18 protein-coding genes, 1 tRNA gene and 2 pseudogenes are annotated in these 25390 nt (G+C 34.3%); 12 read left to right on the top strand and 9 right to left on the bottom strand.

Annotation, left to right across the window (positions count from 1 at the left end; translation table 11 throughout):
* Positions 1–1152: 1152 nt before the first annotated feature.
* From OPR50_RS07555 to OPR50_RS07570, 3 genes and pseudogenes are all read right to left on the bottom strand, one after another.
* Entirely contained in the window at positions 1153–1656 is a 504-nt protein-coding gene (locus tag OPR50_RS07555; protein ID WP_155968372.1) for a protein-disulfide reductase DsbD domain-containing protein, read from the bottom strand.
* Between the two features lie 304 nt (positions 1657–1960).
* Positions 1961–2886 (bottom strand): annotated as a pseudogene (locus OPR50_RS08975) (IS5 family transposase).
* Positions 2887–3170: 284 nt separating this feature from the next.
* Positions 3171–5261: a hypothetical protein gene (locus tag OPR50_RS07570; RefSeq protein WP_265024028.1), complete on the bottom strand. Its 2091-nt coding sequence runs from the start codon at positions 5259–5261 to the stop codon at positions 3171–3173.
* Positions 5262–5961: 700 nt separating this feature from the next.
* Between OPR50_RS07570 and OPR50_RS08980 the strand changes: the two are divergent.
* The 3 genes and pseudogenes from OPR50_RS08980 to lpdA all read left to right on the top strand — a co-directional run bounded on the left by OPR50_RS08980 (position 5962) and on the right by lpdA (position 8916).
* Positions 5962–6878 (top strand): annotated as a pseudogene (locus OPR50_RS08980) (IS110 family transposase).
* Between the two features lie 78 nt (positions 6879–6956).
* Complete coding sequence (gene tnpA, locus OPR50_RS07585; RefSeq protein WP_006279552.1) at positions 6957–7394, top strand: IS200/IS605 family transposase; 438 nt, start codon at positions 6957–6959, stop codon at positions 7392–7394.
* 148 nt (positions 7395–7542) lie between these two features.
* Positions 7543–8916, top strand: a complete 1374-nt coding sequence (lpdA, locus tag OPR50_RS07590; protein ID WP_264339154.1) for a dihydrolipoyl dehydrogenase — start codon at positions 7543–7545, stop codon at positions 8914–8916.
* A 5-nt stretch (positions 8917–8921) separates the two neighbouring features.
* On the opposite strand, the gene OPR50_RS07595 is transcribed toward lpdA, so the two are convergent.
* Positions 8922–9314 carry a hypothetical protein gene (locus OPR50_RS07595; RefSeq protein ID WP_006279962.1) on the bottom strand — a complete coding sequence of 131 codons (393 nt, stop codon included), beginning with the start codon at positions 9312–9314 and terminating at the stop codon, positions 8922–8924.
* A gap of 69 nt (positions 9315–9383) precedes the next feature.
* Between OPR50_RS07595 and murG the strand changes: the two genes are divergently transcribed.
* Positions 9384–10415: an undecaprenyldiphospho-muramoylpentapeptide beta-N-acetylglucosaminyltransferase gene (gene murG / locus OPR50_RS07600; RefSeq protein ID WP_265024030.1), complete on the top strand. Its 1032-nt coding sequence runs from the start codon at positions 9384–9386 to the stop codon at positions 10413–10415.
* On the opposite strand, the gene gshB is transcribed toward murG, so the two are convergent.
* On the bottom strand, positions 10400–11329 hold the full coding sequence (gene gshB, locus OPR50_RS07605; protein WP_265024031.1) for a glutathione synthase: 930 nt from the start codon (positions 11327–11329) through the stop codon (positions 10400–10402). The two genes, murG and gshB, sit on opposite strands and share 16 nt — an antisense overlap.
* Before the next feature lie 60 nt (positions 11330–11389).
* On the bottom strand, positions 11390–11986 hold the full coding sequence (locus OPR50_RS07610; RefSeq protein ID WP_006279461.1) for a BON domain-containing protein: 597 nt from the start codon (positions 11984–11986) through the stop codon (positions 11390–11392).
* Between the two features lie 140 nt (positions 11987–12126).
* Between OPR50_RS07610 and OPR50_RS07615 the strand changes: the two genes are divergently transcribed.
* The 6 genes from OPR50_RS07615 (at position 12127) to OPR50_RS07640 (ending at position 19665) form a co-directional block, all read left to right on the top strand.
* Positions 12127–12208: transfer RNA gene (locus OPR50_RS07615), tRNA-Leu, on the top strand.
* A 158-nt stretch (positions 12209–12366) separates the two neighbouring features.
* Positions 12367–13701: a trigger factor gene (gene tig / locus OPR50_RS07620; protein WP_264339575.1), complete on the top strand. Its 1335-nt coding sequence runs from the start codon at positions 12367–12369 to the stop codon at positions 13699–13701.
* An 11-nt stretch (positions 13702–13712) separates the two neighbouring features.
* A complete protein-coding gene (gene clpP, locus OPR50_RS07625; RefSeq protein ID WP_006280254.1) occupies positions 13713–14339 on the top strand; it encodes an ATP-dependent Clp endopeptidase proteolytic subunit ClpP in 627 nt (208 codons plus the stop codon).
* Positions 14339–15616 carry an ATP-dependent Clp protease ATP-binding subunit ClpX gene (gene clpX / locus OPR50_RS07630; protein WP_006279985.1) on the top strand — a complete coding sequence of 426 codons (1278 nt, stop codon included), beginning with the start codon at positions 14339–14341 and terminating at the stop codon, positions 15614–15616. Before clpP ends, clpX begins: the two co-directional genes overlap by 1 nt.
* Before the next feature lie 15 nt (positions 15617–15631).
* On the top strand, positions 15632–18085 hold the full coding sequence (gene lon, locus OPR50_RS07635; RefSeq protein WP_265024032.1) for an endopeptidase La: 2454 nt from the start codon (positions 15632–15634) through the stop codon (positions 18083–18085).
* A 284-nt stretch (positions 18086–18369) separates the two neighbouring features.
* Positions 18370–19665, top strand: a complete 1296-nt coding sequence (locus OPR50_RS07640; RefSeq protein WP_264339151.1) for a Na+/H+ antiporter NhaC family protein — start codon at positions 18370–18372, stop codon at positions 19663–19665.
* Here OPR50_RS07640 and OPR50_RS07645 read toward each other — a convergent pair.
* Complete coding sequence (locus OPR50_RS07645; RefSeq protein ID WP_265024033.1) at positions 19621–19983, bottom strand: hypothetical protein; 363 nt, start codon at positions 19981–19983, stop codon at positions 19621–19623. The two genes, OPR50_RS07640 and OPR50_RS07645, sit on opposite strands and share 45 nt — an antisense overlap.
* 237 nt (positions 19984–20220) lie before the next feature.
* Here OPR50_RS07645 and OPR50_RS07650 point away from each other — a divergent pair, with 237 nt between their 5' ends.
* Together OPR50_RS07650 and OPR50_RS07655 are read left to right on the top strand one after the other, a co-directional pair.
* On the top strand, positions 20221–21546 hold the full coding sequence (locus OPR50_RS07650) for an IS4 family transposase (protein ID WP_265024034.1): 1326 nt from the start codon (positions 20221–20223) through the stop codon (positions 21544–21546).
* Between the two features lie 294 nt (positions 21547–21840).
* Positions 21841–24519 carry a hypothetical protein gene (locus tag OPR50_RS07655; RefSeq protein ID WP_265024035.1) on the top strand — a complete coding sequence of 893 codons (2679 nt, stop codon included), beginning with the start codon at positions 21841–21843 and terminating at the stop codon, positions 24517–24519.
* Here OPR50_RS07655 and OPR50_RS07660 read toward each other — a convergent pair.
* Positions 24511–25107, bottom strand: coding sequence for a Maf family nucleotide pyrophosphatase (locus tag OPR50_RS07660; RefSeq protein WP_010082554.1), 597 nt, complete (start codon positions 25105–25107; stop codon positions 24511–24513). The genes OPR50_RS07655 and OPR50_RS07660 overlap by 9 nt on opposite strands.
* A complete protein-coding gene (gene infA / locus OPR50_RS07665; protein ID WP_007550159.1) occupies positions 25085–25348 on the bottom strand; it encodes a translation initiation factor IF-1 in 264 nt (87 codons plus the stop codon). The genes OPR50_RS07660 and infA overlap by 23 nt, the downstream gene beginning before the upstream one ends.
* Positions 25349–25390: the final 42 nt, after the last annotated feature.

The following is a 25390-nucleotide window of genomic DNA, read 5'->3' on the forward strand; positions in this document are numbered from 1 at the left end:
TTGAGTATACAACAAAAATTGAAAATACCTAACCTATTTTCTATGTATGACTTCGTTTCCGTCATTCTAGAAACCTTTTCTTGTCATCCAAGTAGCGTGACACATAACTGTACGAACATTGTAATATGGTACAATGTTAAGACGATGTCATTCCAGTGCTTGACACTGGAATCCAGCTTTTAATGCAACCCCTCACCAAAAATATTGTGTTTTAACATAAGGTTAGCTACTTTTATACTCACCAACTTAGTGTCCAATCTGGATCCCAGTGGGCTTTGTTGCATCGCTACTTATGAAAGGCTAACTATAGTTAGGATTATAAGCAACCTATTGAAAATCTTGTTTTTTTGCAATCAATCTGATCAAATTTAAGAATAGTAATTTGTTATTTATATTAATAAATTTAATTCTATTGAAAATAGCTAAAGCATTGAAATTCTTGAATTTTAGCCGGATTGGTAAATGGTAGTGAAATTTCTTTTACTCAAATTTAGGTATTCATTGACCGTTCTTGTTATAAATACCAGAATAATAAGCTACTGATATTCTCTACCTTTTTTATCTTTAATCCATCATAGCTAGCGATGCAACAAAGCCATCCCAGTGTCTGGACACTGGGATGACATCTTTTTTCTTGGTACAAATTACTCTTATATCTCAATGTTCGTACAGTTAGTGCGTGACACTGGGATCTAAATTTTTTATGCGAAACCATTATGTTTATATACTTGTAGGCCCAAGTTCCTCACATAGTGAACAAAAAAGTAAATGAGATTCCAGTGGGCTTTGTTGCATCGCTAGCTATGATGGATTAAAGATAAAAAAGGTAGAGAATATCAGTAGCTTATTATTCTGGTATTTATAACAAGAACGGTCAATGAATACCTAAATTTGAGTAAAAGAAATTTCACTACCACTCACTAATCCGGCTAAAATTCAAGAATTTCAATGCTTTAGCTATTTTCAATAGAATTAAATTTATTAATATAAATAACAAATTACTATTCTTAAATTTGATCAGATTGATTGCAAAAAAACAAGATTTTCAATAAGTTGCTTATAATCCTAATTATAGTTAGCCTTTCATAAGTAGCGATGCAACAAAGCCATTCCAGTGTCACGCGCTGGAATGACACCTACCCCATGAGAACTCTATTTTTCATACCACTCATTTATAAGTTTATTGATATCAGAATCTATAAAATCCTTTAATGGTTGCCTGATTTTTATCTCAACATTTTTAGGGATGCACCTATCTTTACATATCGCATAATTTATATGGAAGTTAAGGTCAATATACCCTTGATTTAAAAATATATTCATCTTAAAGGGAAATAATACCATACCCTCATATACGTTACTTACAAACGTCTCTCTCCCTACTTTATCTTTATGTTCCTTTGGAATAGGCCAGTGAATATTTATATCTGATGCATTACCTTTGTAACTAATAGACGTGGGAAGGCCAAAATCTCCAGGATCTTTATAATATATGTGCCAGCCTGGTTCTACTGTAACCTTTATTGCACCTTTAAGAGTGAAGCTTGCTTCATTTATCTCGCCAATAAGTAAATCAAATTTTGCAATTTCCTCGTCAGCATATAGTTGAGTGCAAGAAAAAAATAAAAACAATATTAAATATATATGTATTTTCATTAAGGTAAATTTCTCCTTTTATAGAGAAAGTAATTTAGATTTTAATTATTATATTTAATAGTATTATATAGATTATTTATTAATATAGCATTATGCTATAGCTAAACTGACTTACGACAATCTGAAAAACGACAAATTCGTCATTCCGCTACTTGTTAGCGGAATCTATGCCGAGATACCGCGAATGAATCCACAACTGTACGAACATTGTGATTTTGGCCCATAAGGAGGGTGTCATCCCAGTGCTTGACACTGGGATGGCTTTGTTGCATCACACTTTATGAGATGGTGATTTATGGTAAATTCATGTAACTATCTCAAATTTAGCCATACCAATATCAGTGAATTTATTAAGCAAATAGCATTTAGTTCTTTTTCTCGATTTATCTCAGATTTATTCCTAAAACTAAATCCGAATATTTGCTTTAATCTTGAGAAAAACCCTTCAATATAAGATCTTTTCCCATAATTTACTTCTTTTTTCCATTCTTTCATGCCATCTTCACCGTATAATTTTATTAACCTAATAGCAGCATTCCTGTCAGACATATAATCTATTTCTGGATGTTCTGCCGCATTGTTTATTGGTGGAATTTTTGTCTTTATATCATATTCGTTACACAACTTATAAAACTTGTGCCTATCACATGCTCTATCTGCATATAGTGCTTTTATGGCATGCTGAAAATCAACTTCTTTTAGCAAATCACAAGCTCCATAGTGATCAGCCGTTACTGTATTTTACAGCTATGGCTTTTTTGTTGTTTATATTCAACATTACGTGCAATTTTCTCGTTTGCTCATAGCCACGATATTTTCTGTCAGTGCTATTTTCCTTGCTGTGTGTTGTTGTATATACTAATTCCTGTACTGTCTATAGCAATTTCGATATCTTCCATATTATTTTCTGCAATCATTTATCTTAATATTAAGTTTCTTAAACCTTCTTGATGCTTGTGAATAGCTGATAACTGCCAAATCTCTTCCTATTTGTTACAAATACCCTTTTATAAACCCGACTGTTTGTCTTAAACCAATTCTAAAGAAACTGACGATTATATGCACCAAAATCACAACTTTATCACTATAAATATAGTTGCCGCCCTGCATTTTTGGACAATTCTCGTACCAATTTTCTATGGCGTCATTGATATAACAAAAAATGCTTCCTCTTTCTTGGAGAAATTTGTTATATTCATGGCAGTTACTGACTCTCATTTTTTGTGGCATATTTTTTCTTCAACAGTTAAATGGCTATTTATAATGAATTTTGTCAGTAACTGCCAGTTCTTTTCACTTGAGCGATGCAACAAAGCCCACTGGGATCCAGGAATTTTATTAAGTTGGCAAGCATAAAAATAGCTGTTTTTTGTTAAAATACAATGTTTTGATGATTATGGAAATGCTGGATTCCAGTGTCAAGCACTGGAATGACATCACAGGGGCACTGGAATTTTTGTTTCAATATTTGTACATTAGCCATGCATCTGAACAGATACTGTAAATTAGCTATATTACATTAGCCCATCAGATGAGTTGTAATGGTTATAATTGTCTGATAAGTGATCTCTAACATCGTGACCTAACTCATTGGCATCAGGCTTAACTTCGTGATCTAACTCATTAGCATCGAGCTTAAACAAAGAAGGATTATCATCAGATTGTTGATTAGACTCTTTCTCTTTCGACCCAAATAACCATGAAAAGAGTGATGAGATAGAATCAATAATGGATTTAATTGCTGAAAAAATATTGGATAAGAAATTACTGGGTTGCTGAGTATCCTCTTCGGCTGATTCTGGTTCAGGCTCTTTTCCTGCTGTGTCATCCACATCTTGTTCAGGCTTACTTCTGCTTATGAGTGTCTTATCTAACCATTTGGACATATTCTTGTCTGGATTATGAAAATACATTTTCTCTATGTCCTTGTTTTCATCAACAAAAATTACTACAGTTGCATTCTGACTTAATGACCCTTCATTTAATCTATAACGTTCACTAACGAGCGATTCATGAGAGTTCTTTATATCTTGAATCAATCGAAGTTTTTCTTCTTCTACTAAAAGGTAACCTCTGTGTTGTATAGCATAATTGGTCCCTTTGTACTTAAATTGCAACATTCCTGTAACCTCTGTGTAGTCATCACCTTTTTGTTCTTCTTCTGGCTCTGGATTCGTGCGGTTTTCATTTACCTCTTCTTCAGACTTACTTCTGCTTATAAGTGTCTTATCTAGCTGTTTGAATATATTTTTGTCGGAGTTTCGAAAATACATTCGACTTATCTCCTTATTTTCATCAACGTGAATCGATAAAACTGTATTCTCATTCCCCAATCCATCACATTCACTAACGAGCGATTCATGAGAGTTCTTAATGTCTTTGATAAATTGAAATTTTTCTTCTTCTGAAAAGTACTTGCATCTTACGTTATAAGTGGTGCCTTTGTATTTAAAACTAAATATCCATCCATGGTCTTTATATTCATCTACTAGTTCATGAATATTCTTGACATTTTGTATAGCTTTAAATTTTTCATCTTCTGAAAAGTCCTTGTATCTTACGTTATAAGTGGTGCCTTTGTATTTAAAACTAAATATCCATCCATGGTCTTCATATTCATCTAGTCCAGAATTCTTGACACGTTGTATAATTTGAAATTTTTCATCTTCTGAAAGGTCCTTGAGGTATATACTACCAGTTGTATCTTTATATTTAAATTTAAACATCCATCCATGATCTTCATATTCATCTACTAGTTCACGAATATTCTTGACATTTTGTATAGCTTTAAATTTTTCTTCTTCTGAAAGGTTCTTGTGATATTTATAAAGCGTACCTTTATATTTAAATTTAAACATCCATCCATGGCCTTCATATTCATCTACACCCATCTGCTTGCAAATAGCTTTATAATTTTTTTCTTCTACCTCTCGTCCAATGACATTCGCTATGAGTTCAGTATCCAGAATATTCAAAGTTTGGACTGTTGCCGATGGTGAAAAACGCAATTGAAATATGTGGCCTAGCTCATGACCTAGAACAAAATCCATGGCACTTTGCTTATATGTCAGAATATTCTGACAATCTGTTACTCCTCGTGTAATATATCCTGGACCACCATCTTCATCTATGCCGAGAAGATTGTTATACTTTGTATAATCGCTTCTATTATTAAAAATGTGAACCGTTATATTGTAACTTGCATTACTATTTTTCAAGCAAAACTTTTCTTTAAATGCTTCATAGGCAGTTTTAATGTCTGTTTCTATTTGGTCTTGTTCCTGCTCAGATAAGTTGTCGTATTTTATAGTACAATTTATATACCCGTATTTAACGGTAAAGCTGTTAGACAAAACATCATGTATATTTGTGGAAAAATAATTGAACTGCTTTGACTCAGCTTCCTTATACAATTGATGCCCATATTTATCCCTAGAATACTTTGGTAGTTTAGGTACTTTGGCAATTAAGTTTTTGTTACTATCAAAAAAAGAAATATCAGAATTACCAATCCTAAAATCCTTTATAGATTGCCCGCAAGTGCCATCATTTGCACAATCATGATTATCTTTCTTATTAAACCATGCGTTGGTGTATTTTTCCATTTTGATACCTCACTACCAAACCTTACTATATTATTATCTTGGTAAAAATCATAATAATTCGTTAACTTGTATTTTAAATCTGTATCAAATGTGCTTTTCTCGTAAGGTATCAATTGTGAAGTAATTAACTTTATTTGTTTAAAATTTTGCTAAAATAGCTCTTTTTATACTATGTTTTATATAGCTAAACTGACTTAGATTTACTGACAATTTGAAAAACAAAAATTCGTCATTCCGCTACTATAGTATTTTCTAAAACGAATGATAAACGTCTAAAATGGTATTACCAACTAAAAGGTGTAAGTTTGTACATTGATGCATTAGAGGTCTGAGGCGACTTTTGATGGTGTGCCAACAATGCTCTATCGGATTTAGATCTTATTATTACCCACAAATATAAATGTTTGTTGCATAGCTCTTAATGGCATAACTTTTGCTTGAAATAACTGTTTATATGGTGCAATTTACAGCTTTTAGTTGCTAAAATTATAACTCTTAGTTTAATAATTTTAATCTAATAAGCTTTCAGGTTAATAAAATTAAATTATTTGAGTAAATACAATACTATGTTTTTATTTGTGGGTAATAGTAAGGCTTAAAGCAAAATGTAGTACGAACGGTAGGTGGATCTAAAAGATCGAATTACAATCCTGTATACAGCATTTTGCATTATTGTTTGATTATATTTATAGGTACAAAAATGGCTAGAATAATTTTCATGGGAGTAGATGTTTCCAAGGAAGCATTGGACATCTCAATTAATGGCAAGCATAAGCGCATAGCAAACGTGAGTGATGCTATATCTAAGTTTATAGAAACAAATATAGTCGATTTACCCATCAAGTTATGTGTAAGCTGGTGGCTATGAAAAGCTCATTATAAAATTGTTGCAAGATAACTGTCCATAAAGCTCACCCGAATCGGGTATATGCATTTGCCAAAGCTTGCAATCATTTTGCAAAAACTGACAAGTTAGATGCTAAATTACTGGAAAAATACGCTGAATTTGTCAGTAAAGACGGTGAAGTAAAAGGATGTATAATTTCACAAAAGCAAGAGGAATTAAAGGAGCTGGGGGCAGTTGAGCGTAATTTAAATGATGCAATTCATGCAAACAAGTGTCGCCTGCAAAGTGCGACGGGAAAAGCTAGAGAATACATAGAAAGACAGATAGGGTTTGCTGAAAAACAATTGAAAGAAATTAGGCAAGACATAGAAGACGCAATAGCTGAATTGAAAGGAAAAAATGAGCTTTTAATCAGCTATAAAGGTATTGGATCAAAGACGGCGAGCGTTCTACTGACAGAGGTGCCTGAGCTTGGTAGATTAGAGAATAGAGAAATTGCATGCTTAGTTGGAGTTGCACCTAAAACTAGTGAAAGTGGAAGAAAAGTTGGCAAAGCTCAAATCAAAGGAGGCAGGTTTTATGCAAGGAAAGCACTATACATGTCAGCTCTTGTTGCTATGCGCCACAACAGAAAAATGAAAGCGTTTTATCAGCGTTTGGTTGATTCTGGCAAAGCTGCTAAGGTTGCATTAGTTGCTGTCATGAGAAAAATTATCGTTTGTTTAAATGCCATGATAAAAAATAACAACTTTTATCTTGACTTTCCATAAGATGGTACAAGCCTCCACCTTCTAGGTGGAGAAACTTTAGTTTGTCAATGTCATAACTGTACTTTATAAAGTATAGTTATGACGGAATATGACAAAGGAAAACACACTGTATTTTATCATAGGTACCATATAGTCTGGATTACAAAATATCGGTACAGAGTATTAACTAAGGCTATGAAGGAGAGAATACGAACAATCATAGCAGAAGTATCTGAAGAAATGGGGATTAAGATAGAAAACGGAGTAATATCATCAGATCATTTACATTTATTCGTAGTAATACCTCCTCATATAGCTGTGAGTGATTTTGTTCAAAGAGCCAAAGGCAGGTCTTCACGCAAAGTTCAACAAGAATTTCCAGAGCTAAATAAAATGTACTGGGGAAAGCGTTTTTGGGGAAGAGGATACTTTAGTGCTACCAGCGGACATATCACAGATGAAGTCATTAATGAGTACATCAATAAACATACAGATGCACATCAGCCTCATTCTATATCTAGTATAAGATTGGAGTAGCTTTAGCTTCTCACCGCGCTTCCAGCGCTATATCCAACCTTTCGGCTCTCAGCCGATAGTGGTTGAGTCTTAAGACGGTAGATGACAGACCATTGATTGTATGGGTTCCATCTGTTATATATAATCTTTTTGAATACGAAGAAAACTGATGAATGAGTATGATATTACGGTTATAGGTAGCGGTCCTGGTGGTTATATAGCGGCAATTAGGGCGGCACAGCTTGGGTTTAAAACTGCAATTGTGGAAAAAGAAAAAAATTTAGGCGGTATATGCTTAAATTGGGGATGTATACCAACAAAATCACTGCTTAGAGCATCTGAGGTTTATAGGCTAATAAAAAGATCAAAAGAGTTTGGTATAGAAGTAAAGGGAGCTAATTTTGATATACAATCAATAGTGAAATACTCAAGAAACGTTGTTGATAAATTGTCAAGCGGTGTTGCATATTTGATGAAAAAAAATAATATCAAAGTTCATCAAGGTTTTGGTAAACTTGCAGGCAATGGTACTATAAAAGTCGTTAGCGATAAGGAAGAACAAGAAATTGTTTCCAAGCATATCATTTTAGCAACAGGCGTGAGGGCACGGAATCTGCCTGGAATAGAGGCAGATGGAGATTTAATATGGAATGCGCAGCACGCTATGACTCCAGAGAGATTACCAAAATCGCTACTAATTATAGGGTCTGGTGCAATTGGAATAGAATTTGCAAGTTTTTATAGTACTTTGGGTGTTGATGTAACAATCATAGAGATAAAGAGCACTATTTTGCCGCTGGAGGATAAGGACATTTCAGATTTAGCACAAGAAATATTCACAAAACAGGGGATAGAAATATATACAAGCAGTAGCGTAAAAGCTCTTACTAAAAGTAAAGACTCTGCTCAAGTGCTACTAAGTAGTGGTGAGAGCAAAGAATTTGAGAGGGTGATTGTTGCGGTTGGAATTCAAGCAAATATTGAAAATATAGGTTTAGAAAATACAAAAATTAAATTAAGCCCTTCTGGCTTTATTGAAACGAATGAATGGTATGAAACTAGTGAATCAAATGTGTATGCAATAGGTGATGTAGCTGGCCCACCATGTTTAGCACATAAAGCGAGCCATGAAGCCGTGATCTGCATTGAAAAGATTGCTGGTAAAAATGCTCATGCGTTAAAAAAAGAATGCATACCAAATTGCACTTATTCTCATCCACAAATAGCGAGCATCGGCCTTACTGAGGAACAGGCAATAAAAGGTGGGTATGATATAAAAATAGGAAAATTTCACTCTAACTTTAATGGTAAGTCTGTTGCACTCAGTGAAACTGAAGGGTTAGTGAAAACGATTATAGATAAAAAAACCGGAGAAATTCTGGGTAGCCACATGATAGGTGCAGAAGTAACGGAGTTAATTAGCAATTTTGCTCTTGCAAAGCAACTAGAAGGAACAGACTTCGACATAAAATCTACGATTTTTCCTCATCCAACCATTTCAGAGATGATACATAAATCAGTGCTTGCTGCAGATGTTAAATAGTTGAACTAACGTTCCATCGTTTTAGAGTTGTCAATGTCTTGAGTAGTAGTTTGATTAGGCACTTTAGTTTCAATAGATTGATTACCACCAGCATCAGAATTCTGTAACTCTTCTTTCAATCCCTTAGCTGCTTCTTTAACTTCAAGCTTTGCCTTTGGATGAAGATCTTCTGGGCCTTTTCCTTTAGTATCCAAACCTTGTTGTAGATTAGTGCTTTTCATTTTATTATGCTGCTCGTGCTCAGGTAGGTCAACGACCGAATTGAAAAGAATTTTTATTATATTTTTTAGCAGTTCTAAAAAACCTCCGCTTCTGCCTTCTCTTTGTTCTTGAGGTTTATTTTTCTCATTAGGTTCTTTTTTACTATTACTTTTAGGCATTTTTAACTCAACTATCATAACGCTTAATAAAATTCTACGTGCAAATTGTTAAATAACAGTTAACAATCTAGGATTTATTATTTACAGATGGATATTATTTTAGCAACAGGTGGCACAGGCGGACACATTTTTCCAGCTATAACTTTAGCAAGAGCACTAAAGGCACAAGGATATAGTTGCATAGTATTTACTGATAAAAAAACAAATAAAAATACTGACGTGGGAAACTACACCTTGCCATTATTTAAACCAAGCAGCAACAAATTTAAGTTTTTCCTTTTCTTGATATACAGCTCTATGTTAGCACTGTATCAAGTAAGAAAATTAAAACCAAAATCGGTCATTGGTTTTGGTAGCTATGCTTCTTTTCCAACTCTTCTTGCAGCAAGAGTTCTTTCTATACCTATAATTTTACATGAACAAAACACAGTTTTAGGGAGAGTAAATAGATTCTTTTTCAAGAGTGCAAAATTAATTGCAACCAGCTTTCCGGAGACTAAATATGCAGAGGGCAATAAATGTATTTTTACAGGAAATTTTGTTGATATAAAAGCACAGAGCCATTCTAGCACTGAGAAAATCCTAAATATATTGGTCATAGCAGGCAGCCAAGGTGCAAATTTTTTTGATGATGTAGTAAGCAGCGTAATTTGTGATTTACCTATTAAAATGAAAAAGAAAATTAGAGTGACGCAGCAATGTACGAAGAAAAATGTAAACAAGGTCAAAAGTCTATACAAAAGTGAAAAGATCGATTGTGAATTGAGTGAATTTTTTGATGATATGGAGAATAGACTGGCCAATGCTCACTTGGTAATTAGCAGAGCAGGAGCAACTTCAATAGCAGAGATCACTCTTGCTAGGCGTTCTGCTATATATATTCCTTACCCTTACTCAAAAGATAATCACCAATTTTATAACGCAAAATATATTGAAGACTCGAGAGCAGCTATAATAGTTAAGCAGAATAGTGAAGCAAAAAAAAATCTAACAGAGGTACTATTTGATCTATTAAATAATTCTCAAAAATTGCGTGATATGACCAATAGTACAGAAAAAACAGGGATAAAGAATGGGACTACTGAGTTTGTTAAGGTGATTGTTCACAGGTTTAGTTGATGGCTGCTTGCTTTTTCTTCAAACACGTCCCAAAGATCCTTTTCTAGCGATATATTATACAATTTATTGATATAAACTACTCCCGTGGGTGAAGTTGTGTTAATTTCGAGCAGGAAGTCATCTATAATATCAATACCAACAAATATTAGCCCTCTTTTCTTTAATTCAGGACCAATTTTGTTACATATTTCATTGTTTCTATCGTTCATTTGAGCGGGCTCAAAACTTGCTCCAAGTCGCATGTTTGTTCTGATCTCTCCACTGATTTTTGGAATTCGTTTCATTACACCAATTGGTTGGCCATAAAGTAGCAATATTCTTTTATCTTTATCTATGTTTTTACAAAATGATTGTGCAATCACAGGGCATTCGTATTTTGCTATCATGAGATCCACTACTACTTGAATACTATTCTCATCTTGTATTCTTATCACATCGTTTCCTCCATAACTATACAATGGCTTCAGAATAATATCTTGATAGTTGTAGTAGAAATCTCTAATCATTGATATATTTTCAGTAATCAAAGTTGGCGGAATTAGCTCTGGAAATAATGAAGTTATCAATTTTTCAGGACAATTTCTTATTTCTGTTGGATTGTTAATTACCAATGCGCTGGTTTTTTCTAAGATATATGTTGTTGTAATATAACGCATATCAAAGGGTGGATCCTGTCTGATAAATATGATGTCCATTTCATTCAAGTTGATTGCTACATCCTCTTTAGAGATAAAACTAAAATCATCAACGCTGACTTTCTGAGCCAGAGCAATTGGATGGTTTAGCTTTAGTGCTAAATTGTTAGGAGCATAGACAAAAACTTCGTGCTTCCTCCTTTGTGCTTCCTTTATTAGCACGAATGTAGTGTCAGTTTCAAAATTTATATTTTCATTCATCTGAAAGGCAACTTTCATTTATGTTCTCTACCTATTGTCACAATTGTACAAATGTTATAATTTGAAAGCGATTTTTGCCTAATGGCGTAACTTACTGTACCTATATCGTACATAACTTACAACTTGTTTTACTCCCTTTACTTTTCTTGCAATTGCTATTACAGCTTTTAATTCCGCTTTATTTTGGGCTATACCCATCAAATAAACAACTCTATCAACCGTATTAACGCTATAATTAATTGACTTAATATTTCTTTTTCCCAGGAGTCTTGTTCTTATTTCCGCTGTTATCATGCCATCTACAGTGGTGTCTAGCATGGAAGCCATTTGAATTGGTATTACTCTTATTTCATTTATCACTTCTTTAATTTCTTTTTGCTGCCAAGCTATTTTTTCTGCTGTAAGTTGTTTTTCAGGAGTGTCAACACTTCCAATGAGCAATACTCTTCCTTCACTTACTTTAACCTTTATGGATGAAAATAGCCCATGTTTTAAGAGCCCCTTATTAATTCTGATGACCATAGTCGTATCATCAATGATATTTCCCAAGGATTTGTCCTGCATTGTTATTGCTGTTGCTGTCGCTGTAGCCACCACACCACCTATTATAAGGGTTGTGCAACCACTTTGTGTAATCAAAAAAATTGCGAGTAAGAAGCTTGTTATTAATCTCATTATTGATTTTCAGGGTTTAGAGCTTTCATTAAGAAATGTTAATAAGCTTTTTTGATTGTGTAAATACCATAAATTAAGTAAGACTTTAAACCTTGAATATTTTTAATGGAATACCTATAATAGGGTACTGAAAATTTCTTGCGGATATGGCGGAATTGGTAGACGTGCCAGGTTTAGGTCCTGGTGAGCTTGCTCGTGGGGGTTCAAGTCCCTCTATCCGCACTTTAAAGTCATGTAACTTAGGTTTTAAGGGAAAATTTATAATCACTAAATACACTTTTGTTTGTGTAAAAACCTGTTCTTAAGGATTGTGTTTAACTTAAATTCTGGTAAAATGACTCTATTAAGATATGAATTAAAATGTTAATAAATGAATTATGATGTCTAATAATATACCTCAAAATACAGTCGAAGTAAGTAGCGTATATACCTACAAAGAGCTTAGTATAGATAAACTAAAGTATGAGTATGAAATCACAGTTGGTAGTGATTATATAAAACAAAAGGTAAATTCCAGGTTGCAAGAGATAGCAGAAAATGCAAAATCACCTGGATTTAGGGCTGGAAAGATGCCCTATGACCTTGTTGTTGCAAATTATAAAAACGAGGCTTTGGAATATGTGATAAATAATACAATTGATTATTGCTCAAGTGATTTGATGAAAAAAATTGAAGTCAAGTCTCACATTTATCCTAAGGTTGATGTTATATCATTACCAGATCTGGGCAAAGAAAATGAGGAGGGCAATTTTGTATACAAGCTATCTTTTGAGTCGATGCCTGAAGTACCGATGATAGATCTTGACAAAATAAACTTAAAGAAAATTGAAGCAAAGATTGAAGAGGAAGATATAAAAGAATTTATTGATTCTATCAAAACAAAGTTCCCCAATTTTGCCTCTGTTGATGATGCTTCTTATCAAGCGAAAGATGGGGATAAATTGATAATTGATTTTGAAGGGCGGATTAGGAATAAGCTCTTTCAAGGTGGAAGTAGCAAAGATTTTGCCGTTAATTTAGGGTCTGGCACATTTATTAATGGTTTTGAAGATCAATTAACTGGTATGAAAAAGGGAGAAACAAAGAACTTTAAGTTGAAATTTCCTGAAAATTACCAAGCCATTTCCCTTGCAGGACAGGAAGCTGATTTTTCTGTGCGAGTTAATGAGATTCAAATTGCCAAAGATTTTGAAAATGATGATGAAATAGCTAAGAGTATTGGGTTTAAAGATTATTCTTTGCTAATAAATCATGCAAAAAAAATGATTGGTGATCAGTGCACCGAAATGAGAAATCTCTTAATTAAAAAGGAGCTGTTTGATTATTTGGATGCTAATTATAGTTTTGATTTACCCACAGACATAGTAAAACAGGAGCAACAAAGAATGGAAGGAGAATTGGGTGCTCAAAATGATTCTCGTAAAGAAGCTGAAAAACGTGTAAAGCTTGCTATGTTATTTATGAAATTTAGTGCAGAACATAAAATATCATTAACTCAAAATGATGTTTTGAGTGTTCTTGTAAATCAATATGTCAGTAAAGATGTGCAATTTGACAGAGTACTTAAGCATTTTGAATCAAATAAACAATTTCAAGAATTAGTTAGAGGGCAAGCGCTTGAGTATAAAGTGACAGATTATATAATAGAAAAAGTTAGTAAAGAAGAGCAGATTGTTTCTGTGAAAGAATTAAAGGAATTATTTGATAATATTTAATAGGAAAAGGTATGACTCTTATACCAATTGTAGTTGAACAAACTAGTCGCGGTGAGCGCGCTTATGACATATATTCAAGACTAGTGAAAGAAAGAATAATTTTTGTAACAGGTCCTATTGAAGACAATATGGCCAGTGTAATAGTAGCACAGCTTTTATTTTTAGAATCGGAAAATCCCGATAAAGACATTTGTATGTACATCAACTCACCAGGTGGTGTTGTAACTGCTGGTTTGTCGATCTACGATACAATGCAGTATATAAACCCAGACGTTTCAACTTTATGTATAGGTCAAGCTGCGTCTATGGGTTCTTTATTGCTTGCAGCTGGTACAAAAGGTAAGCGCTACTCTCTACCTCATTCAAGAATTATGATACATCAGCCATCTGGTGGTTATCATGGTCAAGCAACTGATATAGAAATACATGCTAATGAAATTTTGCGGGTTAAGAAAAAACTAAATCAAATTTATGAAAAACATACTGGAAATTCACTGAAGAAAATTGAAGGAATGATGGAAAGAGATAAATTCATGGATCCTGAAGAAGCAAGGAAAATTGGCTTAATTGACAGGGTGATAGCTGAGCGTACAGATATTGAAATTGAAAATATTAAAGTTAAACAAAAGGTGGGTTAATGGATAACAATAATGATTTACACTACTGTTCTTTTTGCAACAAGGCGCAAGATGAAGTAGATAAATTGATTACTAACTCTTCGGATGGTTTAAAGGTGTTTATTTGTAATGAGTGCATAGAATTATCCCATAAAGCAATAAGTCAAAAGAAAGATAGATCTTTTAATTCAGATCGTATATCTGATATGAAGCTATTACTAAAGAAACCTGAGGATATAAAAAACTTTCTCAGCAAGCATGTTGTAGGTCAAGAACACGCGCAACACGTTTTATCTGTAGCTATGTATAACCATTGTCAATCCATGGTACAATTTCATGCTATAAGTGATATTGAAATCGAGAAGTCAAATATAATGCTTATTGGTCCCACTGGTTCTGGTAAGACTTTGCTAGCCAAAACACTTGCTAAAGTTTCAGATGTGCCATTTGCTATGGCTGATGCGACAACTTTAACTGAGGCAGGTTATGTGGGTGATGATGTAGAAAGCGTGTTGTCGCGTTTATTACAAGCTGCAAATTATGACGTTGTAAAAGCACAGCGTGGTATAGTGTTTATAGATGAAATAGACAAGATTACAAGAAAATCTGAAAGCACTTCAATAACCCGTGACGTTTCAGGTGAAGGGGTCCAGCAAGCTCTGCTTAAGATTATGGAGGGTACAGTTGCTTATGTTCCGCCACAAGGAGGGCGAAAACACCCACAACAAGAGTTTATACAAGTAGATACTAGTAACATACTGTTTATTTGTGGAGGAGCTTTTGAAGGCCTCGATAAAATTATTGAAGCGAGAAAAAAGGGAACGTCAGTTGGCTTTGGAGCAGATATAAGTCAGTCTAAAGAGCAAAAGAAAAAGAATGCTTTACATGATGTTCAACCTGAAGATTTAATCAAATTCGGTTTAATACCCGAATTTGTAGGGCGGGTTCCAATAACTGCTGTTTTAGATGAGCTGGATCATGAAGATTTAATACATGTGTTGACAGAGCCAAGGAATGCACTAATAAAACAGTACAAAGCATTGCTTGCGTTTAGCAAAGTAAACCTTGAGTTTTCAGATGAAGCAATATCAGCTATTGCTAAAAAGGCTATAAGCTACAAAACAGGTGCAAGAATGTTACGTGCTATCTTGGAGTCACTTTTGCTTGACATTATGTATACATCTGGAAACGGAGGCTTTGAAGGTAGCACTATAGTAATCACTAAGAAAATGGTAGAATTAGGAAAAGCAACGGTTAATCATAATAACAATGGCAATGTTATAACGGTTAATGATTAATTTGAGGCATATATTATGAACATTGAACGTGCTGTAAGCTCTAGTTTTACTGCATTGCCAGTATTACCTTTAAGAGATGTAGTAATTTTTCCAAATATAATGGTGCCTTTATTCATAGGCAGAGAAAAATCTGTTAATGCACTAGAGTATGCAATAAGTAGTAGTAATCACCAAAATGAGATTTTTCTTGTAGCACAGAAAGATGGCTCTGTTGATAATCCAGAGCCTGAAGATCTTTATGAAGTAGGTGTGTTAGCAAGCATTGTACAACCGTTAATAAAATTACCTGACAATGCAGTAAAAGTTATAATCCGGGGGATAAGAAGGGGAAGAGTTGTAGAATATATTAGCTCTCATACTTTATTACAAGCCAGGGTAGAGTTAGACAGTCATTATAAAGAAGATGAAGACAATATTGACTTAGAAGCTTTAAGGCGATCTGTTGTAGACGCGTTCGATAGCTGGTGTAAGCTAAACAAGAAAAATCAGCCCGAGGTTGCCATTAACTCCATTGATCAAATCAAAGAAGTTGATCAACTTGTAGACACGGTAGCTTCACATTTAAATATAAAAGTATCAGATAAACAAAGCATACTTGAGGCTTATGACCCAGAAGAGCGTTTAAAAAAAGCTTTTGCTTTTATTGAGAGAGAAATGAGTATTTTGAACGCACAAAACCGTTTATATAAGACAATTAAATCGCAAGTTGAAAGCACTCAGAAAGTTTACTACCTTAACGAGCAATTGAAAGCTATACAGAAAGAATTAGGCGAATTTGAGAATGGTGATGAAGGGAATATACTCAATGAATTTGAAAAAAAGATAAATGAAACAAAGCTTTCTCAGGAAGCAAGAGAGAAAGCTATAACTGATTTGAAGAGATACAAGAAAATGAATCCCATTTCTCCTGAAGCTACAGTTATATCTAGTTACTTGCATTGGTTGCTTGAGTTGCCATGGGGAAAGTACAAAGATGCAAAAATTAACTTAAATGCAGCTAAGAAAACCTTAGATGAAAATCATTATGGCATAGAGAAAGTAAAAGATAGAATAATAGAATTTTTAGCGGTATTAAAAAGAGTAAAAGAGATAAAAGGTCCTATACTTTGCTTAGTTGGACCGCCAGGTGTTGGTAAAACTTCTTTGGCTAAATCTATGGCAAGAGCAGTAGGAAGAGATTTTGTTCGTATAGCTCTTGGTGGTGTGCGTGATGAGTCCGAGATACGAGGGCATAGGAAAACTTATATTGGCTCAATGCCTGGTAAAATCATTCAACACATGAAAAAAGCTAATTCATGCAACCCGCTTTTTCTGCTTGATGAAATAGATAAGATGGGTTCTGATTCCCGTGGCGATCCTGCGTCTGCATTACTTGAGGTTTTAGATACTGAGCACAATAAACACTTTACGGATCATTACTTGGAAGTTGAGTTTGATCTTTCAAGTGTAATGTTTGTAGCTACCGCAAACAGCTTAAATTTACCACATCCTTTGCGTGATAGGATGGAAATTATACAATTGTCCGGGTATACTGAAGATGAAAAAATCAGTATTGCTACACACCACCTTATTCCGAAGTTAAAGAAGGAGCATGGTTTGTATCAGAAGGAATGGGACATAACTAATGAGGCGTTATACGAGTTGATACGTTTATATACACGTGAAAGTGGTGTGCGGAGTATGGAAAGGGAGCTTGCAAAGCTCATGAGAAAGGCAGTTAAAGAAATATTGACTGATAAAAATAAGAAAATATCCGTAAGGGTTGACAATTTACAAGATTATTTAGGGGTACGTAAATATACCTTTGGCATTGCGGAAAATGAGAGTTTAGTAGGAATAGTAACTGGGCTCGCCTATACTGAAACAGGTGGTGATATTTTGATGATAGAATCAGTCCTAATTCCGGGCAAGGGAGAAATAAAATACACAGGAAAGCTTGGAGAGGTTATGCAAGAATCTATAAAAGCTGCGTATAGTTATATTCGATCAAATTGTTTGTTTTTTGGTATAAAGCCCGAAAAATTCCAAAATAATGATATACATTTGCATGTACCTGAGGGTGCTGTACCAAAAGATGGCCCTTCTGCTGGCGGCGCGGTATGTACGTCTATTGTTTCTCTTATGACAAATATACCAGTTAACAAAAATGTTGCTATGACAGGCGAAGTGACATTGCGTGGTAGAGTTTTAGCTATCGGGGGCTTGAGAGAAAAATTGCTTGCAGCGCTCAGAGGATCAATCAAAACTGTGATTATACCAAGTGAAAATGAGAAAGATATGCAAGAAATTCCGGCAAGCATCAAAGAAGGGATCAACGTAGTTTTTGCTAAGAATATTGATGAAGTTATGAAAGTTGCTTTAATGCACCCTACTACTCCAATTAATGGTGATGATAATCAAAATAGTGTGCCTTCCTCTATAGAAAATAAAGATGATACTTTTCCTATGTCGGAAACATTGAAGCATTAGATTAAGAAGGTATTATACAATCTCCACTTCTTTTTTATCCGGCAAAAACCCACCAACTTGTGTGTCCCATAAGGATATGACTTGCTTTGTTGTTATGTCATTCATATTTTTTACTTATTCTATCTCCCAGTTTAATTCAAGTAGATGATATATTATAATAGTCCTTTTCATGGAAACCTTTTCTGGTAGATTGCTTTCTAGAAAAACATTGGTCAAGGTGCCAACTGTGGTTTATAATAATATAAATTATATCATAGTTGATTTGCGTTTATCAGAGCTGAGGTATGTTTTATTTTACAAATTTTTTGCCTATTTTACTGTTCCTATTTCTTTTTGTAGGAAGCGGCATATATTTTACTGTTCTTGGCGTGTCAAATGCTTTTTATCAGTTATCTCCACTAGTAGCCATTGTTCCTGCCATAGCTCTGGGTTGGGTTTTATACAAGGGCAATACTGAAGAAAAAATGTATGCCTTTCTAGATGGGGTAAGAGATCGTAATATTATCACTATGTGCATCATTTTTTTACTTGCAGGTGCATTCAGTGAAGTAACTAAAGCAATCGGTAGTGCTGATGCCACAGTTAATTTGGCTCTTTCATTTATACCAACACAATTTTTACTCATAGGATTATTTTTTGTAGCAGCTTTCATCTCCACTGCTATTGGTACATCAATGGGCACCATTGCAACAATTGCTCCTATTGCAGTTGAACTGACACAAGCTGGGATTTCTCCTTCCTTAGGAGTGGCAACCGTTGTAGGAGGAGCAATGTTTGGCGACAATTTATCTATTATCTCTGATACTACAATTGCATCTGTGATGTCTCAAAAGGCTGATATAAAGAAAAAATTAAAACTGAATGCAAAAGTGGCACTAATTGCTTCTATATTCACAATAATTATATTATTTTATAGCTCAAGCAATAGTGCTGCTATTTCAGTTAAGGAGTATTCTTTATTGCTTGTGGCTCCTTACATCATACTTATATTGCTTGCAAACTTTGGAATCAATGTATTTACGGCATTGGTTTTAAGCATAACTTTTGCTGGAATTATTGGATTTATAAATAACAACAATCATGGTTTATTGTTTTTAAGCCAAAACATCACCAAAGGGTTTATGAGTATGCATGAAATTATGCTACTGTCATTGATGGTTGGCGGGCTTTCAGGACTAGTAGGTAAAAATTCTAAGGAGTTTGCAGATAAACTTTCATCTTGGGTTATGATACAACGTGGTGGACAAAAAACTGCACAGTTATTTATTGCAAAAATAGTCAGCATATTTGATATTTTACTTGCAAATAATACCATCGCTATAATTTTTAGCGGTGAAATTGCTAGAGATATTGCTAAGAAATATGAAATACCGCCTCACTATAGTGCAGCATGGCTAGGCATATTTTCTTGTGTATTTCAAGGATTAATACCGTATGGCGCTCAATTGCTTTTGGCTAGCACTATTGCTGGAGTTTCACCTTTGGCAGTCATGCCACACGTATACTATTGCTATGTTTTAGGTATTATTGCAGTGTTATATATTGTATTGAACAAAATTGAGAAAAAAGATTGTGCTTAATATACAAGACAACGCTCCGCTCTGTAGAAAATGGATGTTCTTGGCAGTATGTGCTCTTGCTTGCTCTGGGTTACTGTCAATAATTGTTATTTTTCTACGATTGCCTTTTATCTCCTCTCTTGTTCCTTCTGCACAATATATTTTTGATAATGCGCTGGTAATACACGTGAACTTGTCAATTTTAGTGTGGATGTGCTCTATAATATCTCTGCTCTTTATCATAAACCTACAAAATACCAATAGTTGGTTTAACTTTTCATGGGTTCTATCAACCCTTTCGATGCTGCTCATGTTTATATCCGCATTCGTTCCAAACACTGAAGTTATCAAAAGTAATTATATTCCCGTGTTACAAAACAAATTATTTTTGTTTGGACTCAGTTTGTTTATTGCCAGTATATTAGTAAATACAATGCTAGCATACACATCAAAAAAAGAGGTTTCATTTCTCTCTGTTGGGCAAATCATACGCGTCAAGTTAAGGAAATAAAGGTATGAAAGAGATAGAATAATAAGGTATAAGTTCTTCCAGATATACTTTTAGTGAGAGAACCAATGAATAAAATAACTTGCTTATCAAAAAAGCTCAAAGAAATTTTTAATGAAAAAGCAGAGAAAATCTCAATTACAACAAGGTTTATAAAAAGAAAGAGAAAGCTAAAAGGTTCATCATTCGTAAAAGCCATGGTCTTGGGTAATATAGGAGTTGATAATTGTAGCGTAGAAACAATGTGTCAATTACTAAACGAGGACTCGATAGATATAACAAAACAAGGTTTGGATTTTAGATTTACTGAAGAAGCAGTGGAATTTATGAAAAGGATGTATAATGAATCTGTGATTCTCTTTAAAAATATCTTGCAAGTTGATTGCAAAATCTTACAGCAATTTAATAGTGTTAAATTATTGGACAGTAGCTATATTACTCTACCTAACAGTATGGAAGAGATGTATAAAGGTTATGGTACTAGCTACAGTGGCTATGAAAGCAATACTAAGTCTGGAATAAAGTTACAATTAGTTTTCGACTACATGAATCAGATAATAGACCAACTTAATTTAACGGAGGGGGTAAGATCAGACCAGGGATATAGGAAACATTTAAGTAATATATTAAGCAATGATTTGCTAATATCTGATCTCGGTTATTTTGTGCCAAGTTCTTTTAAACAAATCAATGAAATAGGAGCTTATTTCATAAGTCGTTATAAATCCGATACCAACATATATGATGTAGAAACAAATCAAAAAATGGAGTTATTAGAATGTTTAGAGGATAAGTTATTTTTAGAAAACGAGGTATTGTTAGGAAAAGAAGCAAAAATTAGAGTAAGAATTATATGTCAGAAACTAACTGAAGAACAGTCTATGGCCAGAAGAAAGAAAGCTAATAGATTAGCAAGATCGCAGGGATATACATCCTCTAAAAGAAATCAAAAATTGTTGAACTGGTCAATATTTATAACTAATGTTCCAGAAAATAAAATTAGTGCTGAGCAAGTATTAACGATTTACAGAGTAAGGTGGCAAATTGAGTTATTATTTAAATTGTATAAAAGCCATATCAGGCTTGATAAGCTAAAAGGAAAGCCATGCAGAGTATTATGTGAACTATATGCTAAATTGTGCGCAATTCTTATATTTCACGGCATAGTTGGTTGCACAGAAGTGAAAAAGAATACAGAACTTAGCTTAACAAAGGCATTTATTGAGCTAAAAAGGCGGGTTAGAGAGTTATTTTTAGTATTAACCAAAATTAATAGTTTAAAAGCATTTCTTAAAAAACTCACTATAACTTGGTCGCGATTTTCATTAAAAGACAAACGTAGAAGGGCTAGAGTATCCACTTTAACCTCTCTAAATTTGCTCACAATCTCTTAACTTGACGCGTATGGTGCCCAGACACTGGGATCCAGGAATCTTGATTGGCACTAAGTTAGTGAGCATAAAAGTAGCTAATCTTATGTTAAAACACAACATTTTTGATGGGGTTCGTGAAAGGCTGGATTCCAGACTGGAATGACAACTTAAATCGTTTGATGTTACCATAAAATAGCTTGTGTCATCACATTAGTAACACAACCTTCCTTAATAAAAATTCAACCAATGCTTGTGATAATTATATTAGCTAGTATTAGCTAGAACTAAAGGCAGAGGGTTATTAGTGAGGGATATATGGGCACTAACGATACACAACAAGAACACATTTATAATGAGCGCATTCAAGAAATTTTTCCTTTATTTGATAAAATAAAAAAGGAAGACGACCCAATTTATAATGCTAGAGTTGATTTTAACACAGTAAAGTTTTTAACAAAACACGCCAACTGGAATTGGGACGAAGAAGAAAACAAAGATAAAGCATATGGAGTTATTCTTCAGAAATGCGACAAGACAAAGAAAGCTGGACAAGAGCTTGAAAGTGAAGTTAAAGAAAGGTTGAAAGAGTATGTTGATGATGTTGCAGGAGTTTCAATATACGGTAATCACGCAAGTATTACGCTGGGAGATGACAAAAAAGAGTTTAAAATCAGCGAATTTTTAAATAGTGATTTTTGTGAGAAGAATGAAATCTCGGGATTTTCAACATTGCATAGTGATGGAAAGAGCGGAATGCATGGTTTTGTTGCCGAGGAAGAAGGGAAAAAAATAAGACATTATGTCGTAACTGATGGTTCATATGAAATGACTTTAAAGTGGTATGCGGAGGGGAAGGAATGTAAGATCAAAATTAAGATTGATGCTAACGGTGTAGACCTTGTTAAAGGTGATGATTTTTCTCTAGAACGGTTAGAAGTAAACAGAGATGTAAAAATAGGTGGTTTATTCTTGCATGAAATACAATTCAGGGAGAAAGGACAAGGAAAAGTGAATGAGATGCAACATAGTAAAGACAGTAACGAGCTATCATCTGAAACTACGACAAGAATTGATGTTAATAGAGATGTTAGTGTTCAAGCTACTGATATAACTCGAAAAAAAGAAGATCACCATTCACATTTTGGACCACAATCTAACAGCAGAAGGCACTCTTACGATAGCGGAATTGGAAAAGATTTTGACGATAAAATTAATTCTCAGGAGGCTAAAGAAAAGCGTGAGCTTAGACAAGCAGCACGAGAAGCAAATTCGGGAGGTCAAGTTTATAACCTACAATCGCTTTTTGAGGAGAATCCTCAGAACAAAAAAACTCCTCCGCCACTTCCACCTAGAACTAGTTCACTACCACCTAAAAAAGGTGTTTTCGATGAGCAAGGGGGAGCCAAATCTGGAAGCCAAAAACCAGATGACTTGCGCGAAAATGAGCAAACACCTAATAATCAGCAAAAAGGTGCAACTTCTGATTCTTCAGATAGTTCTACTTTCACCAAGTCTGTAAGCCACAATCAAGATAATAGGCAAGAAGATGAACGGTATGACAATCCTACATTTGGACATGCTCTACCTGGAAGCCAAAAACCAGATAGAAGTGAGCAAACACCTAATGATCAGCAACAACCTAAAACCCAGCAACAAGAAGGAAATAGCAAAGGCGATCTGTTACAAGACATCAGAAATTTCAAGAAAAACAACTTACGGCACATTGATGTTGATGATAGAAAAGCATCAATTGCAGGAAGTAGAAAAAATAACCCATCACCGTTAGAGACATTAAAGGACATAATTCCTTATTCATCTTCTCCAGATAACAGTGATAACCAAGATGCTAGTGATGCTAAGTGGAAAGAAAGTGAACAGCCGCTCTCTGCTACAGCACTCAATAATAAAAGTGACTCGGGCTATTCATCTCCAACTCATGACAATAATGAACAATCTCAAGTAAATCCTGAACAGTTAAAGAAGAGCTTAGAGAACATTGAACAAAGTGATCAAACTCCACCTGAAAATCTTCTTAAAGAAATCAGAGATAGATCACAGCAGGATAATAGAGGATTAAGGCAAGTTGATCCTACTGATAAACTGTCACAAGATAAAGAAGATGGATTGCAAAAAGACGATTTAGCAGATGTAAAAATAGTGGAAGGTCCAACTATTAGTGTCTCTGCTTCAACACCAAATAGTATAAGTGATTCAGGCTATATATCTCCAACTAATAGTGATAGTAAATCTCAAACAGATTTAAAACAGGTAGGAAGGAAATTAGAAGAACATATTAGACAAAGTAATCTAACTCTATTTGAAGAACTTAAAAATACATTAGGTCAAGAAAATCTCGGGTTAAAACCAGCTGATCAGAGTCAGATTAGCGAAGAAACTAAAAAACGCTTGAGAGAAGTTGGGTTGCTAAAAGACAGCTCAACAGACATAAAAGCAAACGATTCGGGCTATTCATCTCCAACTCATGACAATAATGAACAATCTCAAGTAAATCCTGAACAGTTAAAGAAGAGCTTAGAAAACATTGAACCAAAAGAAATCGGAGATACGAGTGAGTTAAAAGGAGCATTGGGAAACCCGGATAAAGGGTTAAGAGAACCGGCACAACAGGCTACTAAAGAAAATATTCCTAAAGATTCATTCTCAGAAAACATTTTAGAAAAGATAGGAGAAGGTAAACAATATGACCCTATACGTAAGTGGTTAGAAAAAACAGTGGCAGAACGAGAAAATAATGACACTAATCCAACTGTAGATAAAAATAGCGAACTATATAAATTACTAGAGAAAGATGAAGCACAACTGAAAGCTGGAGTAATAGAAGAAGAAAGAGGAGATACTTTAACAGAACACACTGATGGTTATGATCGCAATAGAATTGCATTAGCTAACAGAAATAAAAGACCACTAGATTGGGCTAAACAGGTTGCTGAGTCACAACAAAAAAAAGATACTAATAAAGGTATTTCAATATAAATTGAAGTTAAAATAATTGCTTAGCAAACAATAGGTTTCATGTAATGGTAACCCTATAACGGAAGAGTAGGAGCCGCGTAAGAACAATACGAACACTCCAGCTAGGCCTTGTATATTGCATCCCCCCGCCCTATTTTTCCACTCTTCTGATGCTAAATAATACTTAATTTCTTGTTCACTGAGACGTTTAAATTTCACTATTGTAACCACAGTCCTGATATGTTGTTTAGATTGATCGGGAGTTAATAGACATACACTGGTGTATACTCTATGCCTTCTTCCTGATAACAAGCGGATACATTTTTCTGCTTGCTCAACGTTTTCAGCTTTGAGCAATATCCTTCTACCACAAGCAACAACTGTATCAACACCAAGCACAAAATAATTTGGATTTAAACTTTGTATTTTCTCAGCTTTACTTTTTGCCATACGGATTGAGTAATCCTTCGGAAGTTCCTTTTTTAAAGGGGCTTCATCTATATCTGCTGGCAAAATTAAACCTGGCTCAATGTTTATTTGTTTTAGTAAAGCTATACGCCTTTTCGATGATGAAGCAAGAATAAGATTATTTAGAGATCGTTCTGTCACTTGTACCTTTAAGCCTTCTAATGATCCTACCCTTTCTCGCATTCCTATCGTAAATGCTCATCTCAACTAACACCCTATCCCCTATAATGATGCGTATTTTACTTCTTCTCACTTTCCCTGATACATGACAGATAATCTCATGTTCATTGTCCAGTTTCACTCTAAATTCTGCTGCAGGTAGTAAAGCAGTTACTGCCCCTTCCACTTCAAAAATTGTTTTCGATTTCTCGTCTTTTATCATATGTTATATTATAATTTAATAATCTTTTTTAGTCTACTATAG

It is taken from the genome of Wolbachia endosymbiont (group A) of Epagoge grotiana, from assembly GCF_947251775.1.
In the GTDB taxonomy this organism is placed as follows: domain Bacteria; phylum Pseudomonadota; class Alphaproteobacteria; order Rickettsiales; family Anaplasmataceae; genus Wolbachia; species Wolbachia pipientis.

Excerpts from the sequence above, each read along its gene's own strand:
- OPR50_RS07555 (WP_155968372.1), bottom strand. The coding sequence starts at position 1,656 with ATGAAAATACATATATATTTAATATTGTTTTTATTTTTTTCTTGCACT.
- OPR50_RS07570 (WP_265024028.1), bottom strand. The coding sequence starts at position 5,261 with ATGGAAAAATACACCAACGCATGGTTTAATAAGAAAGATAATCATGAT.
- tnpA (WP_006279552.1), top strand. The coding sequence starts at position 6,957 with ATGACGGAATATGACAAAGGAAAACACACTGTATTTTATCATAGGTAC.
- lpdA (WP_264339154.1), top strand. The coding sequence starts at position 7,543 with ATGAATGAGTATGATATTACGGTTATAGGTAGCGGTCCTGGTGGTTAT.
- OPR50_RS07595 (WP_006279962.1), bottom strand. The coding sequence starts at position 9,314 with ATGATAGTTGAGTTAAAAATGCCTAAAAGTAATAGTAAAAAAGAACCT.
- murG (WP_265024030.1), top strand. The coding sequence starts at position 9,384 with ATGGATATTATTTTAGCAACAGGTGGCACAGGCGGACACATTTTTCCA.
- gshB (WP_265024031.1), bottom strand. The coding sequence starts at position 11,329 with ATGAAAGTTGCCTTTCAGATGAATGAAAATATAAATTTTGAAACTGAC.
- OPR50_RS07610 (WP_006279461.1), bottom strand. The coding sequence starts at position 11,986 with ATGAGATTAATAACAAGCTTCTTACTCGCAATTTTTTTGATTACACAA.
- tig (WP_264339575.1), top strand. The coding sequence starts at position 12,367 with ATGTCTAATAATATACCTCAAAATACAGTCGAAGTAAGTAGCGTATAT.
- clpP (WP_006280254.1), top strand. The coding sequence starts at position 13,713 with ATGACTCTTATACCAATTGTAGTTGAACAAACTAGTCGCGGTGAGCGC.
- clpX (WP_006279985.1), top strand. The coding sequence starts at position 14,339 with ATGGATAACAATAATGATTTACACTACTGTTCTTTTTGCAACAAGGCG.
- lon (WP_265024032.1), top strand. The coding sequence starts at position 15,632 with ATGAACATTGAACGTGCTGTAAGCTCTAGTTTTACTGCATTGCCAGTA.
- OPR50_RS07640 (WP_264339151.1), top strand. The coding sequence starts at position 18,370 with ATGTTTTATTTTACAAATTTTTTGCCTATTTTACTGTTCCTATTTCTT.
- OPR50_RS07650 (WP_265024034.1), top strand. The coding sequence starts at position 20,221 with ATGAATAAAATAACTTGCTTATCAAAAAAGCTCAAAGAAATTTTTAAT.
- OPR50_RS07655 (WP_265024035.1), top strand. The coding sequence starts at position 21,841 with ATGGGCACTAACGATACACAACAAGAACACATTTATAATGAGCGCATT.
- infA (WP_007550159.1), bottom strand. The coding sequence starts at position 25,348 with ATGATAAAAGACGAGAAATCGAAAACAATTTTTGAAGTGGAAGGGGCA.